The following is a 17,677-nucleotide window of genomic DNA, read 5'->3' as shown; positions in this document are numbered from 1 at the left end:
AAACCAGCTTATATCACAATCGAAGATTTGAATGTCAAGGGGATGATGAAAAACCGGCATCTTTCAAAAGCTGTGGGAGAGCAATCTTTCTATGCTTTTCGTAAAAAATTAGCAGATAAATGTAAAGTCTATCATATTGAGTTAAGACTAGTCGATCGATTCTATCCTAGCTCGAAACGATGTCATGAATGTGGGCATAAGAAAGTGGATTTAAAGCTATCTGAGCGTACCTATCACTGTGAGAAGTGTGGATATGTAGCAGATAGAGATTATAACGCGAGCATGAATTTGAAAGATGTGAAGGAATACAAAGTGATTGCATAAGATCGGAACTTTGCATATGTACCGATGGCTTAGTCGGGAATTAACGACTGTGGAGAATGAGACAAACCGTAGTAGTGTGGAAGTGACGAGGCGGCATTCGATGAAACAGTAATTCTAACTACGTGAAGTAGTAGAGAAATCTCGATATAGATATATTTGTCTATATTTTGAGTAGCAGATGCAAATGGATTATTTCAATCAAGCAATGTCTTTATTTTCCAATGGGATCATCACCGCAGGAAGCTTACTGACCGTATGGGGCATCATCCAATTAGGTGTTGCAATCAAAGAGCATAATGGGCCAGGGATGCAACATGCCATTTTTCAAATCGTTGGCGGTGCAGTGATTTTAGCTGCTGGTGCGTGGATCACGAATATTTCAATGTGAGGAGCGAAAAAGGATGGACGGTGCGATCGAATTTCTACTACAAACGATTGCTGAACAATTAAGTTTATCGACGAATCATAAAAACAGTCTTTTGCAAAACCTCGAACATTATTTGCCGGAAATCTATCGTTATAGTGTGACGATCATGGAAAGTGTCGTCAAACCTATTGCTTATTCACTACTAGGATTTCTATTATTGATCGAATTTCAACAACTCGCACATCGACTATATGGCAAGCAGTCAGAGTTTGGTGGACTGGATTTTTTCTTGCCATTGTTTATCAAAATCGGATTGACCGTACTGCTTTTACGCCACTTGATGGTTTTCCTCAGTGCCATTATGGATGTAGGTATTTTTGTTAGTCAAGGAATCAATCAATTGGAGATTCGAGGTGTGACGGATCAGACAATGGATATCTTCAACGTGATGGAGCAGATCGATCAGTTAGGTTTTTTTGAAAAAATGGTGTTGTTGATGATCTTGCTCGTTCCCTTGATTCTATCGATCATTGTTAGCGTCCTTGCTCAAGTGCTGATCTTTTTACGCTTTTTGGAAATGTATCTTTATTTAAGTATTTCACCTTTACCGATTGTCGCTTTAGTGAATACAGAAATCGGGCATGTCGGAAAGAATTTTTTAAAACTTTTTGGTGCGGCTTCTTTACAAGGTGTATTGCTTTTTATCGTTTTGAACATTTATCCATTATTAGTGAGTACTGTTTTTTCATTTGATGAGAAACAGGGGATGATTGCAGTGATCAGTGCGATTGTCGGTAATTGCTTGGCACTATCCATGTGTTTGTTTTACACCATGAAATGATCGAAAGCGATCATCGTTGCGGCATGAGTGGGAAAAGGAGTGTGAAAAATGGCGATTGAAGTCGTGATCAGAAAAGAAATCAAAGAGTATCAAGAGAAGATCTTTTTTGGCTTCTCTTTAAGACAGGTTATCGTTATTTCATTGGCTTTAATCGTGACTTTGCCGATCGGTCTACTTAATCATTTCATTTGGGGATATTCAATTGATGATCTAGGAATTGTATTGATGTTTTTTACTAGTCCGATTTTATCGGTGGGTTGGATCAAAAAAAATCAGTTACCTTTAGAAAAATATCTCCTTATCCGTTGGCGCCATCTTATCGCAACAAAGTACTATCCATATCAAAATGCTCGTTTGGAGGAAGATCATGAGGGGATTTCAGCGAGGAAAATCAGCAAAACAGAGAAATATCGAAGTGAACAAGGGAACTAAAAAGTCTTCCTTAGCCAAACTATTACACAAGCAAAAGAAAAAAAGAGGAAAAAAAGAACGAAAATCAGCACCAGCTAAACAGGCACAAAGGAAGATTCGTTATGAAAAAATGTATGAAAGTGGAATTTGTGAACTCACTTCTGGACGATATTCTAAAAGTATCCAGTTTTCAGATGTCAATTACCAAATCGCACCTATTGAAGACCAACAAGCCATTTTTCAGGGATATTGTACCTTGTTAGATAGTTGTGACGAACGAACGCATCTAACGATTACCTTGAGAAAAAAGCAAATCGAACAAAAGGAACTTGAAAAGCAATTGTTCTATATAGAAACAGGGGAGAGACAGGACATTTACCGTCGAGAATTGAATGAAATGCTTCGGCGTACCATGACAGAAGGAGGAACGAATTTTAGCAAACAAAATTTATTGACCTTCAGCACGCAAGCCACTGATTATGACCAAGCCAAACATTCCTTGGCGCGCATCGAGCAACAACTTAGTCATAGCCTTTCGGAAATCGAATCAAGTAGTCGATCACTTTCTGGCAAAGATCGGTTGCAACTGCTCCATGAATTGATCAAACCTAATGAATGGTTTCAGTTCAATTATACAGATTTAGTTTATAGTCGATTGTCGACAAAAGCAGTTGTTACCCCATCCAGTTTCAGCTTTAAAGCAAAAGACTATATCGAAATTGGCTCAGACTATGCCCAAGTCCTTTATTTGAAAGATTACCCCACCAAACTTTCAGATAAATTGATCTTAGAATTAATGGATATTGGCGAAGAGTTGTGTTTATCGATCCACATTGAACCAGTGGATTCTGAAAAAGCAAATCAGTTGGTTCAAATTAAAAAAGCTTATATGGAAGGGGACAAAACGACTGCTGAAAGAAAAGCGACACAAAAAGGCTATGATCCTTATTCAAGTATTCCGTATGAATTGACCAATAGTATCAAGGAAGCCGAAGCTTTATTAGACGATCTAGTAAAAACCGGTCAAAAATTGTATTTTGTGACTTTCCTCGTTTATTTTCGTTCCCAGACAAAAGAAAAACTTGCTGATATTGCGGAACAAGTCCAACATGTTGGGCGTAAAAATCGTTGTCATTTCAATGCATTAGACTATCTACAAGATGAAGGATTCAATTCGGTCTTACCTTTAGGCAAAAATTGGATCGAACAACAACGGACGTTGACGACAGAAAGTACAGCGATTTTTATGCCATTTTCAGCGCAAGATCTTGATCATATAGATGGCAAATATTATGGACAAAATGAAATGACCAAAAATAGTGTAAGAATCGATCGCAAGCAACTAAACACGCCCAGTGGGATGATTTTAGGTAGCTCTGGTTCAGGTAAAGGCGTAGCCAAAAAATATGAAGAAATCACGACGTTACTTAAAAATCCAGAAGATGAGGTCATTTCGATCGATCCGGAAGATGAAGATACGATCATCGGCAATGATTTTGATGCTCAGATCATCAATATCGCCCCTAATACCAATACCTTCATCAACTTACTAGATATTTCAGAAGACTTGAGAGGAGAGGCAGATCCAGTAAAATTGAAATCTGACTTTCTCTTGACCGCTTGTGAAGCCTTGATCGGTGGGCCAACTGGTTTAAATTCAGCACAACGATCGATTATTGATCGTGTCACGCGATTGACGTATTTCAATTTTCAAAAAAGCTCAGAAAAATCAGCGCCGACATTGGCGGAAGATTGGTTTCCGCTTTTAAAAGAACAACCAGAAAAAGAGGCTCAGACATTGGCGTTAGATTTAGAGTTATACATTGATGGTTCCCTTTCGATGTTTTCTAAACCAACTAATGTTTCTTTAAATAAACGCTTTGTGATATACAATACGAAACAACTAGGGAACCAATTGAAAACTTTTGGGATGATGGTTGTGTTGGAACAAGTGTGGAATCGGGTCGTTCGCAATCGAGACAGAGGCATCACTACTTGGATCTATATTGATGAAATGCAACTCCTGTTAAATGATCCTTACTGTGAAAATTATTTTTTTGAACTATGGAGCCGAATCCGTAAATGGGGTGCGATTGCCACTGGTATCACTCAAAATGTCGAAACCTTATTATTGTCAGATAAAGCACGTCGGATGTTAAGTAATACGGAATTTATCATTATGTTGAAACAAGCGAAAAGTGATCTAGATGAGCTGTCTTCTTTGTTCAACCTTTCGTATCAGCAACAAAGACAATTACTCAATCCAATCAAAGGAGCAGGATTGATACGGGCAGGAAATGCCATTGTCCCTTTTTCCAACACTGTTGATCCAACAACAAAACTTTATGAATTGATCACCACTGATCCTGTCGAACGTCACAGATTACGACAGGAAGTATCGCCATGAAAAAAAACGATGTAGGCATTGGAGAGACCGCGAAAGCACGAAGTAAACGAAGGAGTAATAGATATTTTCTGCGTAGAAAAACGATAGATCCTCGCAGAGTCATGCTTGAATATCAGACAAAAATAGTTGATTTTTCTGTACTTGAAAATAAAACTTCGATCAGTAGTAAAGTTAGCCTTTACCTATTTGTTGGTGTTAGCATTCTCATATTTTTTCTCTTTTTCAGTATGATCGGCTTCGTTTCGTCTGCTACGATCAAAATCAATGAGCTTGAATTGACGAAGGTCTGGAAATATTTGACCGAATTGGATGCGGAATTGACACTAAAATTAAAGACAACAGAGAACACGATTTTAGTGAATGAACGAGTAGTAGCTGCAAATGAAGTCGTGATCAGGACTGATATTGAAGAGGTGCTGATTTATTTAGATATGGCTTATGATGACCAATTAGAAAAACCAAATGCTCTTAAAGAAACGATCCAAGGATTGCATGAACAGATGTGGCGAGTAGACAGTAACGAAGGTCAAATCAAATTAACATCACGATCATTGTCGCAAGTGATCACTTGGACGCCGGAGTGGAAAGAACGCAGACAGCTGTTAGCAGAAATTGGTCTTTATGCAAGTTTGACTGAATTAAGCAATCCATTGAAAGAAACAGACTCTTTACGCATAAAACAACGCTTTGGTTATTACGTAACAAATCAAGAAAAAAGCTTACTTGAAGGACTGCTCATCCAGACAGAACCGAAAGAAAGCATAGTCGCTGCAATCGCTGGAGAAATTACAAGAGACCAAGAGAACGTAACCATCATAACGAACAACCAAAGCATTACTTATCATGATGTCGATCTAACAGCTACTGAAGGACAGATGGTATCGGTGGGGACAGAGATTGGGCGAGTGAAACAAGATGAACTGTATCTGTCTTACCAGAAAAAAGGGGAAACCGTCAATCCAGCTTTTTATTTTCCAAATGTAGTCGATAACAATGAGACACAGCTTGATCCCATTGAAACAGATACTGCATTCAATGAACAGAAATTTCGAGAAGTGATTTTACTGCATTGTCACGCATTTAGTGATCATGCAGAGACGATCATCCAAGAAGCTAAAAAGAATAATATCTCCCCCATTGTTCTAGCAGCCATCATGATCCACGAAACTGCTTGGGGAACGAGCGAAGGGATTCGAGAAAAGAACAATCCCGGTGGGTTGATGCGAGAGAACGAGTTGCTTTCCTACAGTACACTTGAAGAGGGGATTGCGGCTACCGCACGAACACTGAACCAACTGATCGTGAACCAAAGACTGCTGACAGTCGAGCAACTCGGAAGTGTGTATTGTCCTGTAGGTGCAAGTAATGATCCTCTTGGCTTAAATCAATACTGGGTACCGGCGATCAAAGAATTATTTGTGCAACTAGGTGGCAGTAAAGAGATGAGCTTACTCTGGCAATCGAATCACACAGTGGGTCAAGAGGTGTTGACACAAGCCAGAACATTGTATCGTAAAAACGTTCAATACTCACAAGGCTTTGAACGAGGCACCTTTCCTTACCATGATTGCTCTTCTTTTGTTCTGTGGGCGATGAGAAGTGTCGGTTTGCCTGTTCCATTAGGTAGCACTGAGACATTGTATTCGTTGGAAGGGACTTTCCTGATGCCGATCAGTCGAGAAAATGTCAGAGCCGGCGACTTGTTTGTATGGGGGAAGAAAGGACACTCTTTAGGTAGTTATGGCCATACAGGGCTATTTTTAGACGATGGTGGTAAAACGATCCTTCATTGCACACCTGCTACTGCACGAGGGTATGGTCAAGAAGGCGATATCGTCATCACTCCATTTGAAGGGTATGCAGGTGATTTCCAGCTAGCCCCTGTTTATTTCTATCGATTGTTGGGAGAAAACAAATGAATACAAAATCCCGCTTCCTTTGTCTCATTCTAGCTTTCTTTCTGTTTGGTAGCGTGACTTTTAGTGTTGGCAGGTCTGTTAGCTCTTGTTCACAAGAACAAAGACAAGAGTCTGAACAGAAATCCGGAAAACTTTCGGAAGCCCAAGTCAGAGAATTTTTACAAGCTTATTATACGTTTGAAACAGTCGGCGACAATTACACCGCATATGTTGATGCTCTTTCTAACAAGATGAAAGAAAAAGCAAAAGCAGAACTAGGTAAACAAACGCATAGTCCGCAACGTTTTGGCTTTAGTCGCTGGCTTAAAAGCGAGCATTATTTTAAACAAACGAGTGATGAAACAGTCGAAGTCCTCTGTTTGGTTGATTTTACAACGTCTTTATTGAATGAAGAAGGTGGAGTTGTAAAAAAAGAGATTCGCCATCGTGTGGGCGTCAAACTGACTTATCTCTATGACACTGATAGTCATCGCCATTTATTGGAGGGTCTCGAGCAGTTGATTTCTTTTTATGAAGACACAACGATTGAGCAATGAGGGACCTTACAGAGGGACGCAACAAAAATGAATGAGGGGAGTGACAACGTATGGCGAAAGAAACTGTAATCATCGATCAGATCCATCACTTACAAGTAAAAGAGACTCAGTTGGATTTGTTTCAGGCTTTGGAAGATTTAGAAACTGAAAATCGACGAGTTTTGCTAGCAAACACACAAGGACAATGTCGCATACGTATTTATGATCGTAAGGGAGAAATGATGATAGAAAAAGTGCTTCAATTTCCTTTGACAGAGGAGATTGAAGAGATCTTAAGTCAACACTGGGAGCAAGAAATAGCCAATACAAAAGAGAAGAGTCAGTTCCCTCATTCAAGCAACACGCTGAAAAAAAATCAGTTGTTACAAATCAATTGGAAAAAAATCATCAAGCGATTACTTCTTAGTGGAGTAATCGTTTTTGTTGTGATTCAAGGTGTCGGTTTGTTTGTTGAACAAAGAACAAATAATGAGCAAGCGACAACCGAAGAAAATCAGAAAAGTTCATGGCAATCATTAGTAGAAACAGGTGCGTATGAAGAAGCTGCGGAAGAATATCCTGCTCAGTATCAGCAATTGATCAATCACTTAGTAGAACAAAAGGAATTTTCTTGGATAGAGAAGTTGAATGAGCAAAAGCCAACAGGAAATGCCACCTTTGATCTGGCTTTTTATTATAAAGATTGGAAAAAAGTGATTGCGACCCACGTGGAACAATTGACGGAAAAGCGCCAAGTCAAGTTAGCGATTGCTTATTTGGAGCTGGAACAAGTACAAGAAGCCGTTGTGTTGAATCGCCACTTGAAACATCCGGAGATCACGTTAGCACTGGATCAGTTTTATTTTGAAAAAAGTCTTGATTGGTTGAAAGAAAAAGAAATGAACAAAGCGAAAGAAGCGTTTGAACAAATCCAAACGGAAGAATTAAAAGCGGTGATGGCGGCTTACATAGAGCAAGGAACGATTATCTTAGATTTCATTACGTTCTATGAGGCGTCAGCCGATACGTCTGAAAATCTAGCGCTTTGGGAAGAGCGACTGGCTCGATTAGGAGAATCAACGGAATAAAAAACTCACTTTGCAAAAAAAAGTCCAAAAGATCACGAGGATGCGCCTTTTCGTAGGTATCTACAGATAAAATGCTCCCTTAAATGAAGAAAATAACTGTTTCAGCGTCTCTAATCAGTACCAGAAGTCTTGCATCAAAACGCTTATTTTGATCACTCCATGTTTTGGCACAAATGATCGTGACAAAGTACGACTATTTATCTAATTGGTAAGCGGATACAATTTGGTTAAAGAAAGAGAAAAAGGAGCGATTGAAGTGGAAGAGACGATGCCAAAAAATAAAATTTCATTCAAAGCAAAAGTACAAAAGTTAGGAAGTACCTTATCCAGTATGGTGATGCCAAATATCGGCGCGCTGATTGCTTGGGGCGTTCTTACTGCATTATTTATTCCAGATGGCTATTTACCAAATGAAGCATTCGCTACGATGGTCGGCCCGATGTTGACGTATTTGATTCCTTTATTGATCGGTTACACCGGAGGGAAAGTCATCGGAGGTGATCGCGGTTCAGTTGTCGGGGCAATTGCAACGATGGGTGTGATCGTTGGGACAGATATTCCAATGATGCTAGGTGCCATGATCATGGGTCCGTTAGGTGGCTTTGCCATCAAGAAATTCGACCAAGTGTTTCAAAAACATATCAAATCAGGTTTTGAAATGTTGGTCAATAATTTCTCCGCAGGATTGATCGGTTTTGCGTTAGCATTGATCGGATTTTCTGCAATTGGTCCAGTAGTGGACACACTGACACAAGCGATGGCAACAGGTGTTGAAGCAATTTTAAATGCAAATTTGATTCCATTGACGAGTATCTTTATCGAACCAGCGAAAATCTTGTTTTTGAATAATGCGATCAACCACGGTATTTTGACTCCCTTAGGAACAGAACAAGTGGCTACAGCCGGTCAATCGATCCTGTTCTTATTGGAAGCAAATCCTGGACCAGGTCTAGGTGTATTGTTAGCTTTCACATTATTTGGTAAAGGCGCGGCAAAATCATCTGCACCGGGTGCAATGATCATCCATTTCTTAGGTGGAATCCATGAAATCTATTTCCCATACGTAATGATGAAACCGTTATTATTCTTATCAGTGATTTTTGGTGGGATGACTGGTAGTTTCGTTTTCCAATTGATGGATGCAGGCTTACGTGCCCCAGCTTCACCGGGTTCGATCATTGCCATTTTAGCAATGGCACCATTGAGTGCTTACTTACCAGTTATTCTAGGGATCGTGGCTGCAACAGCCGTTTCTTTCGGGATCTCTGCGGTCATTCTAAAAGCTGATGCGAAAGAAACAAGTGAAGATTTTGAAAAATCAGTAGAAGCGACTCGTCAAGCGAAACAACAAGCGAAAGGAACTGGAACAACTAGTCAAGGACAACCAGCCTTATCAGCAATCAAAAAAATCATTTTCGCCTGTGATGCTGGGATGGGCTCAAGTGCAATGGGTGCTTCCTTGTTAAGAAAAAAAGTCCAAGAGCATAATTTACCTCAAGTCGTGACGAATCAAGCCATCAGTCAATTGTCTGATGAAGCGGACGTATTGATCGTGACCCAAGTCGAGTTACAGGAACGGGCAAAACAAAAAGCGCCACATGCTCATTTCGTTGCAGTAGAAAACTTCTTGAATTCACCAAAGTATGAGGAAATCATCCAAGCATTAGGAAGTAAGGAAGAGACACAACTAAGCCAACCAATCACTTCTGCTTCAACGGATGATTTGGATTTATCTGAATTAAAAGATGTCAAAGAGATCTTACTTGTTCATGACGATCGTGCAGGATCAGCGACAATGGGAATGTCCTTATTGAAAGATATTTTAAAGAAAAACCAACTGGAGATCCCTTTGAAAAAAATCAATATTGAAGAGTTGACGGAGCAACCGAACACCTTGATCGTTTCCAGAGAATCATTGTCTGAGGTAGCACGTTCAGTAGCACCCCATTCACTCCATTTTTCAGTGGCGACGATGGTCAGTCCACAAAAATATGAAACGATTGCTCACTATTTGAAAAAAGTAGCGTAAGGAGGAAATAAAATGTCTGAATTAGCATTTGATATGATCGAGTTGAATAAAGCTTTTGCCACAAAAGAAGAGGCCATCCGATACTGTGGAAGAAAATTGGTGGAAGCAGGTTGTGTCGAAGAACCATACATTGACGCAATGGTGGAACGTGACGCGATGTTGTCCGTCTATATGGGGAATTTTATCGCGATCCCTCATGGAACAGATGAAGCCAAAGCATTCGTAAAAAAATCAGGGATCTGTGTGATCCAAGTACCAGATGGTGTCAATTTCGGAACTGAACAAGAAGAGAAGATTGCGACAGTCTTGTTTGGTATCGCTGGTGTAGGAGAAGAACATTTGCAATTAGTGCAACAAATCGCACTTTACTGTAGCGACATGGACAATGTTGTTCAATTGGCAGATGCACTGAGCAAAGAAGAAGTCACACACAATCTAGCAATTGCTTAAGGAGAGAAGACGAATGAGAGCAGTACACTTTGGTGCCGGAAATATCGGCAGAGGATTTATTGGAGAAATTTTAGCTGACAATGGGTTTGACATCACGTTTGTTGATGTCAACGAACAGATTATCGATTCATTAAATGAAAAAGGACGTTATACGATCGAACTAGCTGACGAATCGAAAAAACAACTTATCGTTGAACGCGTTCGCGGATTGAACAACCAAAAACAGCCTGAACAAGTGATCAAAGAAATAGCACAGGCAGATCTTTTGACCACAGCGATCGGTCCCAATATTTTACCGTTCATTGCTGAACTGATTGCAAAAGGGATCGAGCAAAGAGAACAAGAGGGCAACCAGCAACCATTAGACATCATCGCTTGTGAGAATATGATCGGTGGCTCTGAGCATCTAAAAATGGAAGTCTATAAATACCTGGCAGATACTCGTTTTGCAGATCAATCGATCGGTTTTCCGAATGCCGCAGTGGATCGTATTGTGCCGATGCAAAAACATGAAGATCCTTTATTTGTACAAGTCGAGCCTTTTAAAGAATGGGTCATCGATGATACGCAAAGAAAAAATAAAGAGATTTCGTTAAATGGCGTACTATACGTCAAAGATTTGGAACCATATATTGAACGGAAATTATTTAGTGTGAACACAGGACATGCGACTGTAGCTTACACCGGTGCATTATTAGGATATGCAACGATCGATGAGGCGATGCAAGATTCGTTAGTTGTTGCTCAACTAAAATCAGTGCTACAAGAAACAGGAAGTTTACTGGAAGCAAAATGGGGCTTTGATAATAAACAACATGAAGCCTATATTGAGAAAATCATCCAACGTTTCCAAAATAAATACATCTCAGATGCCATCACTCGAGTAGCTCGAACGCCTTTACGTAAGTTAGGCTATCAAGAACGCTTTACTCGTCCGGTTCGCGAGTTGCAAGAATACAATTTGACTTGTCCTCATTTAACAGCCACGATGGGCATCATTTTCAACTACTACGATCCTGAAGATGAGCAAAGTCGTCAATTGCAGGAGATGAAAGTGCGAGAGAACATGGATCAGTTGATCCAAGAAGTCACAGGTATCCATGATCCGACAACGATCAGTAACATCAAGCAAAATGTGATGCGTTATGCGAAACAAGTGGCTTGATTCTTGATTCAATCAATGGAATAAAAAAGTAGATTGTAAAAAAACCTCTAAAAATATCTTAGATATTTTTAGAGGTTTTTCGCTGTTTACTTGATTGGAGCTGCTGCAACTGTTGGTAGATCAAGTTCTTTTCCATAACGTTTCTCTAATGCTAAGCGAACGAGACGCTCCGCTAAATGTTCATTACGTGCTAAGATCGGACCATGGAAATAGGAGCCGTAAACGTTGCGGTAAATGACACCTTCTGATTGATCTTCCCCATTATTCCCTTGGCCTTTGACGATTTTTCCAAGTGGGCGTTCGCCTTCGCCAAGAAATGTTCGACCATTATGATTTTCAAATCCATAATAGGTTTCGTGGAACTCTTCGTTGTGGATCACGATGTCGCCGATGAAGCGATTATTCTCTTGGCTTAAAGTGTAATGATCCAACGCACCGATTCCTTGGATTTTTTCACCGTTTGCGCCCATATAATAATGACCAAGTAGTTGATAACCGCCACAAATTGCAAGTACGACACCATCATTTTCAATATAATCAGTTAATGCTACTTTCTTTTCTTGAATATCTTTTGAGATGATCATTTGTTCAAAATCTTGACCGCCTCCGAAGAACACTAAGTCGTATTTATCTGCCTCAAAGGGTTCATGGATGCTGACGATCTCTGTATGAGAAGTGATGCCCATTTTTTTTGCGATATATTGGAGCATCAAGAGATTGCCGTTGTCACCATAAGTATTCATCAGATTCCCATAGAGATGGGCAATGCGTAATTCGTAGTTAGCCACGATTCATGCCTCCTTTGATAAAGCCTTGACTCGCTAATTCTTTTCGCAATTGTAGGACAGCTGTATAGGTCGCTAAAATATAGACATGATCCGTCGGTAATTGCTTGATTTTCTCAATGACATCAGTCAATTCTTTTGATTGTGTCAATTTGTCTTCAGCGATACCCGCTACTTTCAAACGTAGTGCCATATCTGTGTGGCGATCGCCTCCAGCAATCACAGCGGGGATCTCCATATCTGCAAAGCGTTCAAATTCTCCGTCCCAGATCCAACTCACATCGATCCCATCTGCGTAGTTCGCATTCAATAGGGCGACTAATGAAAATGGATATGGCGCATGGCCCATCATGTCGATGACTTGGTTGATCCCTACAGGATTTTTGACTAGGACCAAGGTACAGGACTTGCCATCGATCTCGATGACTTCTTGACGACCAAATACTTTTTCGTCATATCCTAAACCTTGTCTGATTTTCTCAGGAACGACACCATAATATTCAGCCACCGCAGTAGCTGCTAAAGCATTATAGACATTGTACATGCCACCAACTTCGATGCCATATTCATTGCCATCAATGACGAAATCAGCTGATTTGTTGTCCATTCGTTTCATTTCTGTCAAACGATAATCCAGTTCTGGACGTTTAAAGTCACAATTTGGACAATAGTATTTACCTAAGTTTGCATAAGTGATCATTTTGTAGTGCAAGATGTGATGACATTTCGGACACAACACGCCATCTGTATTGTAATGCGCCATCTGTTCATGGTCTTCTTCGTGATCAAATCCATAATATTTTCTAGGGTTGACCGTCTCAACTGAATTGAAGATCGGAGAATCGCCATTACTGATGATCGTAGCGTCTGGTGATTTTGCGGCACCGTCAACGATCATTTTGTAAGTGGTATAGATTTCACCGTAACGGTCCATTTGGTCACGGAAAATGTTTGTAAATAAAAATAGCTCAGGTTTGATGTATTCAGTCACTCTACTTAGACTGGCTTCATCGATTTCTAACACCGCAAATTTCTTTTGCCCTTTTCCGGCTTTTGCTTGTAAAAAAGTCGAAACGATTCCTTGGACCATGTTGGCGCCAGTAGGGTTCGTCAAGACTTCATCAAATTGTTGTCGTAAGATATTGACGGTCAAAGCGGTCGTCAATGTTTTGCCATTTGTTCCAGTTACGACGACGACTTGATAGTCTTTTGCTAATGTATCTAAAATATGAGGATCGATCGATAAAGCAAGTTTACCTGGTAAACTTGATCCTCCTTTAAAAAAGGTTTTTAGTCCCCATTGTGCGGTTTTACCAACTGCAATCGCAAATTGACTGCGTATTCCCATTATGTAACCTCCAAAACGTCATAATTACAAATAAATTCAACTAATCATACCATATGTTGAAAAAAAGGTTAAATTGCTTTGTCTTATTTTACAAAAGTTTATACTGTTCGCAAAACAAAAAAGAAAGAAGCGAGAAAACGAATAACTATCGCTTCCTGGCTTCTTACTTATCGGTTTTTTAAAGTAAGGATGGACTTGTTTACCCGATAATGATTTTCTCTGTAGGATATTCATAACCTAAATCTCGTGTTTCTTTTGGCACAAATAACATTAATGTATATAACATTCCGATACGTCCAATAAACATCAAAGCACCGATCGTGATTTTTCCGACGGTTGACAGATCACCAGTGATGCCTAGTGACAGCCCTGTTGTTCCAAAAGCAGAAGTCACTTCCACGATGATTGAGATCAGCGGTTGTTTCTCCGTGGCGGATAGAAAAAGAATACAGAAGAAGCACATCCCTAAGGAGAGCATAAAAACGACCACTGATTTTCGGACATCATCTTCATCGATTCGACGACCAAAAATATTAATGTTATCTTCACTTTTCAAAAACGAGTAAAGATAAAGACCAATGATCGCCACAGTCGTGGTTCGGATACCACCACCGACAGAACTCGGACTACAACCAATGAACATCAATAAGGAAAAGACGATCAAGGTGGTGATTTGAAAATCTCCTAGATCATGGATCTGTAAACCCGCATTACGAGTTGTCATGGAATAAAACATTGAATTGATCCACTGGACACTAGGATGTAGGTCTTTGAACAGGTGATTTTTTTCAAGTAAAAAAATCAAGACAGTCCCGCTTACAAATAAAATGACAAAGGCGAGGACGGCGAGTTTTGTAAACAAAGAGAACCGAAAAGGAATCTTGGCTTTCGTTTTTCGATACAAGCGCCATTCTCGAAACTCCATCAATACCGGAAAACCGATCCCACCAATGAAAATCAGGAACATGATCATAAATAAAAAAGGATAGTCATGTTCAAATGGCTTGATCGACTCACCAGTAATATCGAATCCCGAATTTGTGACCGCGGAAATAGCTTGATAAAATCCATGGAAAACGGCTTCGTGCCAATGATCGAAATAGCCGCGAATATAGAAATAAACGGAGAACAAGGCACCAAATAGCAATTGGAACCAAAGCAATATGACAAAAGTGATCCGAATCAAACGAACGATACCAGATAAACGTGGTTGGTTCATATCTGTCATGATCAATTGTCTTTGACGTAATGTGATCCGTCGTTTAGAAAAGATAATAAATGCCGTTGAGATCATCATGATCCCTAAACCACCCACTTGAAACAACACTTCGAGTAAAATAATGCCATTGTTATTAAAAATCGCATGGATGTCAAATGTCGAAAGACCAGTGACACTGATCGTACTGATCGCCATAAAAAGCATGTCGATAAACGAAGCATGACTACCTGGATTTCGAAAAAATGGGACGTAAAACAAGCCCAAAGAAATCATGGTCATTAAAATATAATAAAATACGATAATTTGAATAGAAGAAAAGTGACTAGAAGCATATCTTGCACTACGTCTTCGCCATTTTCGAAAAAAAAGATTCAATTGCACAAATTCGATCCTCCTTGTTAGGTCTTTCTTTCAGTATACCGACAATAAAATAAATACACAAAGAAATAATAAAACTAAAATTTACCAGAATTTTAGTTATTGGAAAAGTGTCTTATAATAAAGATGACTTTGCTAAAACAATTAGGAGGAAATTAGTGATAGAATGTAACATATTAGTAGGTAAAAGACTGTCTAGTTGCTGGTATAGCAGCATTCGAGTAAATCTACACAAAACTTTCATGAAAAAATAAGAAAAAAATAAGAAATTTATGGTAAAACTAAGAATACGTGTGAGAAAAATCAACTTTTGCCATGCTGATCAAGACTTCAAGCGGCAACAAGGAAAAGGATGAGAGAATATGCGAAAAGTAGCACCTATATTAAAGCCAATCGCTGTATTGACGATTTCGACGATTGTTGCTACCACGACAGGCATTGTTAATAGTTCTAGCTATCGTGCACCAAGTCGTTCGACAGAGACTACGACAACTACTACCAATGAAGGAACAGGACAAACGAATGACACGGCAGAAACAACACCAACGACTGTAGAACAAGACACAACCAATTCTACATACAACCAAAACTCAGTACCAGAAAGTTCAGTGGATGAAGGGAATGCAGGATATACGACCGATTCGACTATTCAAAATCAAGGAGACGACAGCGGTTCAACTACAACGCCAAGTACCACTACACCAAGCAGTACGACGCCTAACACGACGCCAAGTACTTCTACGCCAAGTGAAGGCAATCTAAATGAAAATAATACACCTACAGAGCAATCCGCTGAAACGCAGATGTATAATCAACAGGCAGGTGATGAAGAATGACGTTCATATTAGATATCATCAATGGAATACACAAGTTTTTAGGATATTTAGATATCAGTCCTAAATATTTGAACCGAGGCTATACTATATTAAGTGTGATCCCGACCGTTTACCTTTTACGGATTGTTTATGGGTTATGGCAAAACCAAAACTATTTACAGTTCTTTTTATACGGATTAGGCTTTTTAGTTCTTTTATATTTCATCGTTCTAAATGTGTTTTATTACTTTTTTGATAAAAATTCAAAAGCCGATGTGACCCAAGTGATCGTGAAATATCTACCTGATGAAGCATTCAATATTGAAGGAGAAACGGTTCGCGGGAACAACGGAAATATCGACAAAGTCAATACAGAAAAAGCCAATGTTCTATTCGATGAAGACTACCAATTGAAACTAGCAGAGAATATGCGCTATTTAATTGAAAAAGGTGAAATAAAAGTCAATGAACTTGGTCGGATGGATGGGTTCTTGATTGATCGAAATACACTTTATCCGTACTATTATGTGAAAAAAATCTCCGACAAAACTTATCAATTAAGTATCGGCCGTAATTATTCCAGCATGGAAAAAGTAGGAATCATCAAGGTCGACTCGCCAGAAGATCACATTGAACCCGTAGGCTTATTCCTTGCAGGCGGTGATTTTGTCAAAGATGGTCTTAGATACCATGAACCCTATCGTTTGAAGTTGATCATCAAGAAAAATCAACCAAAAGAACAAGAAGGTGAAGTGACATACAGTCGAAGCCAACGAAGAAAAAAATCAAAAGTGTAGGATAAATCTTCTCCATCGAGTATTTATATAGCTCTAATATTAAAGATATATGAAGTTCAAAAAACATTTCTAAAAAAAACTGATTATTCCCAACACGATCCAACACTTATTCTTTCTTTTAATCGATAAAAAATGTAAAATAAAGAATAGCTAACAAATAAATAAAAAATAACATAAAAATGTTTGGTTAATAGGAGGTATAAAGTGAAAAACTTTTTGAAAAATTGGGGAATCTTGATCGTTGTTTTAGCCGCCATCATTTTGGCAAGAGTCTATGTATTTACACCGGTCACAGTCAGTGGTCATTCCATGGACCCTTCGTTACATGATGGACAACGTTTGATTTCATCTAAAATCTCAGATTTTGATCGCTGGGATATCATTACAACAAAAGAACCTGGGGACGAAGAACGGATGATCGTGAAACGAATCATTGGGATGCCAGGGGATACTGTCAAAATGGAAGATGATCAACTATACATCAATGGGGAAAAGCAAGATGAACCTTACTTAGATGAGTACAAAAAAGAATTTTCAGAAGACAAGCTACAAGAGGAATATTCTTATAATTCAGCCTTCCAATCGCAAGCTGAAAATGCTGAAACGTTCACCAGTGATTTTGAATTCACTGTTCCTGAGGGACAATACTTGGTACTGGGCGACAATCGTTTGATCTCAAAAGACAGCCGCATGTTTGGTTTAGTCGATGAAGATTTGATCCAAGGCAAAGTCGTTTTCCGTTACTGGCCGTTGAATAAGATCAATATCATTTAATCAATGCTAAGTAAAGTGGTAATGATATAACTCTAAAAAGTAAAG

Annotated in this window: 17 protein-coding genes; 14 read left to right on the top strand and 3 right to left on the bottom strand. The window is 39.2% G+C overall.

Going from position 1 to position 17,677, the window contains the following annotated elements:
- From CUS89_RS07780 to CUS89_RS07730, 11 genes are all read left to right on the top strand, one after another.
- The coding region (locus CUS89_RS07780; protein WP_146103410.1) for an RNA-guided endonuclease InsQ/TnpB family protein at nt 1–324 on the top strand (324 nt) is incomplete at its 5' end.
- A gap of 184 nt (nt 325–508) precedes the next feature.
- Nucleotides 509–712 (top strand): hypothetical protein, encoded by a 204-nt coding sequence (locus tag CUS89_RS07775; RefSeq protein ID WP_034686920.1) that lies wholly within the window; start codon nt 509–511, stop codon nt 710–712.
- Nucleotides 713–725: 13 nt separating this feature from the next.
- A complete protein-coding gene (locus tag CUS89_RS07770; protein ID WP_104871689.1) occupies nt 726–1,532 on the top strand; it encodes a hypothetical protein in 807 nt (268 codons plus the stop codon).
- A 48-nt stretch (nt 1,533–1,580) separates the two neighbouring features.
- A complete protein-coding gene (locus tag CUS89_RS07765; RefSeq protein WP_104775812.1) occupies nt 1,581–1,964 on the top strand; it encodes a PrgI family protein in 384 nt (127 codons plus the stop codon).
- Nucleotides 1,948–4,350 (top strand): VirB4-like conjugal transfer ATPase, CD1110 family, encoded by a 2,403-nt coding sequence (locus CUS89_RS07760; protein WP_374955050.1) that lies wholly within the window; start codon nt 1,948–1,950, stop codon nt 4,348–4,350. The genes CUS89_RS07765 and CUS89_RS07760 overlap by 17 nt, the downstream gene beginning before the upstream one ends.
- Nucleotides 4,347–6,269 carry a peptidoglycan amidohydrolase family protein gene (locus CUS89_RS07755; RefSeq protein ID WP_104871687.1) on the top strand — a complete coding sequence of 641 codons (1,923 nt, stop codon included), beginning with the start codon at nt 4,347–4,349 and terminating at the stop codon, nt 6,267–6,269. Before CUS89_RS07760 ends, CUS89_RS07755 begins: the two co-directional genes overlap by 4 nt.
- Nucleotides 6,266–6,805 (top strand): hypothetical protein, encoded by a 540-nt coding sequence (locus CUS89_RS07750; RefSeq protein WP_104871686.1) that lies wholly within the window; start codon nt 6,266–6,268, stop codon nt 6,803–6,805. Before CUS89_RS07755 ends, CUS89_RS07750 begins: the two co-directional genes overlap by 4 nt.
- Nucleotides 6,806–6,855: 50 nt before the next feature.
- Complete coding sequence (locus tag CUS89_RS07745; RefSeq protein WP_104871685.1) at nt 6,856–7,872, top strand: hypothetical protein; 1,017 nt, start codon at nt 6,856–6,858, stop codon at nt 7,870–7,872.
- Between the two features lie 256 nt (nt 7,873–8,128).
- On the top strand, nt 8,129–9,901 hold the full coding sequence (locus CUS89_RS07740) for a PTS mannitol-specific transporter subunit IIBC (RefSeq protein WP_104871684.1): 1,773 nt from the start codon (nt 8,129–8,131) through the stop codon (nt 9,899–9,901).
- A 12-nt stretch (nt 9,902–9,913) separates the two neighbouring features.
- The gene (locus tag CUS89_RS07735; RefSeq protein ID WP_019723779.1) at nt 9,914–10,351 is read left to right on the top strand and encodes a PTS sugar transporter subunit IIA; all 438 of its coding nucleotides are present in this window, start codon (nt 9,914–9,916) and stop codon (nt 10,349–10,351) included.
- A gap of 13 nt (nt 10,352–10,364) precedes the next feature.
- Nucleotides 10,365–11,516, top strand: a complete 1,152-nt coding sequence (locus tag CUS89_RS07730) for a mannitol-1-phosphate 5-dehydrogenase (protein ID WP_104871683.1) — start codon at nt 10,365–10,367, stop codon at nt 11,514–11,516.
- Nucleotides 11,517–11,602: 86 nt separating this feature from the next.
- On the opposite strand, the gene CUS89_RS07725 is transcribed toward CUS89_RS07730, so the two are convergent.
- The 3 genes from CUS89_RS07725 to CUS89_RS07715 all read right to left on the bottom strand — a co-directional run bounded on the left by CUS89_RS07725 (nt 11,603) and on the right by CUS89_RS07715 (nt 15,249).
- On the bottom strand, nt 11,603–12,304 hold the full coding sequence (locus CUS89_RS07725; RefSeq protein ID WP_104871682.1) for a type 1 glutamine amidotransferase: 702 nt from the start codon (nt 12,302–12,304) through the stop codon (nt 11,603–11,605).
- Nucleotides 12,297–13,649 carry a Mur ligase family protein gene (locus CUS89_RS07720; protein WP_104871681.1) on the bottom strand — a complete coding sequence of 451 codons (1,353 nt, stop codon included), beginning with the start codon at nt 13,647–13,649 and terminating at the stop codon, nt 12,297–12,299. Before CUS89_RS07720 ends, CUS89_RS07725 begins: the two co-directional genes overlap by 8 nt.
- A 199-nt stretch (nt 13,650–13,848) precedes the next feature.
- On the bottom strand, nt 13,849–15,249 hold the full coding sequence (locus CUS89_RS07715) for a TrkH family potassium uptake protein (protein ID WP_019723470.1): 1,401 nt from the start codon (nt 15,247–15,249) through the stop codon (nt 13,849–13,851).
- Nucleotides 15,250–15,608: 359 nt separating this feature from the next.
- On the opposite strand from CUS89_RS07715, the gene CUS89_RS07710 reads away from it, so the two are divergent.
- From CUS89_RS07710 to lepB, 3 genes are all read left to right on the top strand, one after another.
- Complete coding sequence (locus CUS89_RS07710) at nt 15,609–16,082, top strand: hypothetical protein (RefSeq protein ID WP_019723469.1); 474 nt, start codon at nt 15,609–15,611, stop codon at nt 16,080–16,082.
- The gene (locus CUS89_RS07705) at nt 16,079–16,858 is read left to right on the top strand and encodes a DUF6681 family protein (protein WP_019723468.1); all 780 of its coding nucleotides are present in this window, start codon (nt 16,079–16,081) and stop codon (nt 16,856–16,858) included. The genes CUS89_RS07710 and CUS89_RS07705 overlap by 4 nt, the downstream gene beginning before the upstream one ends.
- Before the next feature lie 204 nt (nt 16,859–17,062).
- The gene (gene lepB / locus CUS89_RS07700; RefSeq protein ID WP_010736630.1) at nt 17,063–17,632 is read left to right on the top strand and encodes a signal peptidase I; all 570 of its coding nucleotides are present in this window, start codon (nt 17,063–17,065) and stop codon (nt 17,630–17,632) included.
- Nucleotides 17,633–17,677: the final 45 nt, after the last annotated feature.

Source organism: Enterococcus mundtii, assembly GCF_002947535.1.
In the GTDB taxonomy this organism is placed as follows: Bacteria; Bacillota; Bacilli; order Lactobacillales; family Enterococcaceae; genus Enterococcus_B; species Enterococcus_B mundtii_B.
This window is presented reverse-complemented; position numbering and strand designations above follow the sequence as displayed.

Excerpts from the sequence above, each read along its gene's own strand:
- CUS89_RS07775 (WP_034686920.1), top strand. The coding sequence starts at position 509 with ATGGATTATTTCAATCAAGCAATGTCTTTATTTTCCAATGGGATCATC.
- CUS89_RS07770 (WP_104871689.1), top strand. The coding sequence starts at position 726 with ATGGACGGTGCGATCGAATTTCTACTACAAACGATTGCTGAACAATTA.
- CUS89_RS07765 (WP_104775812.1), top strand. The coding sequence starts at position 1,581 with ATGGCGATTGAAGTCGTGATCAGAAAAGAAATCAAAGAGTATCAAGAG.
- CUS89_RS07755 (WP_104871687.1), top strand. The coding sequence starts at position 4,347 with ATGAAAAAAAACGATGTAGGCATTGGAGAGACCGCGAAAGCACGAAGT.
- CUS89_RS07750 (WP_104871686.1), top strand. The coding sequence starts at position 6,266 with ATGAATACAAAATCCCGCTTCCTTTGTCTCATTCTAGCTTTCTTTCTG.
- CUS89_RS07745 (WP_104871685.1), top strand. The coding sequence starts at position 6,856 with ATGGCGAAAGAAACTGTAATCATCGATCAGATCCATCACTTACAAGTA.
- CUS89_RS07735 (WP_019723779.1), top strand. The coding sequence starts at position 9,914 with ATGTCTGAATTAGCATTTGATATGATCGAGTTGAATAAAGCTTTTGCC.
- CUS89_RS07730 (WP_104871683.1), top strand. The coding sequence starts at position 10,365 with ATGAGAGCAGTACACTTTGGTGCCGGAAATATCGGCAGAGGATTTATT.
- CUS89_RS07720 (WP_104871681.1), bottom strand. The coding sequence starts at position 13,649 with ATGGGAATACGCAGTCAATTTGCGATTGCAGTTGGTAAAACCGCACAA.
- CUS89_RS07710 (WP_019723469.1), top strand. The coding sequence starts at position 15,609 with ATGCGAAAAGTAGCACCTATATTAAAGCCAATCGCTGTATTGACGATT.
- CUS89_RS07705 (WP_019723468.1), top strand. The coding sequence starts at position 16,079 with ATGACGTTCATATTAGATATCATCAATGGAATACACAAGTTTTTAGGA.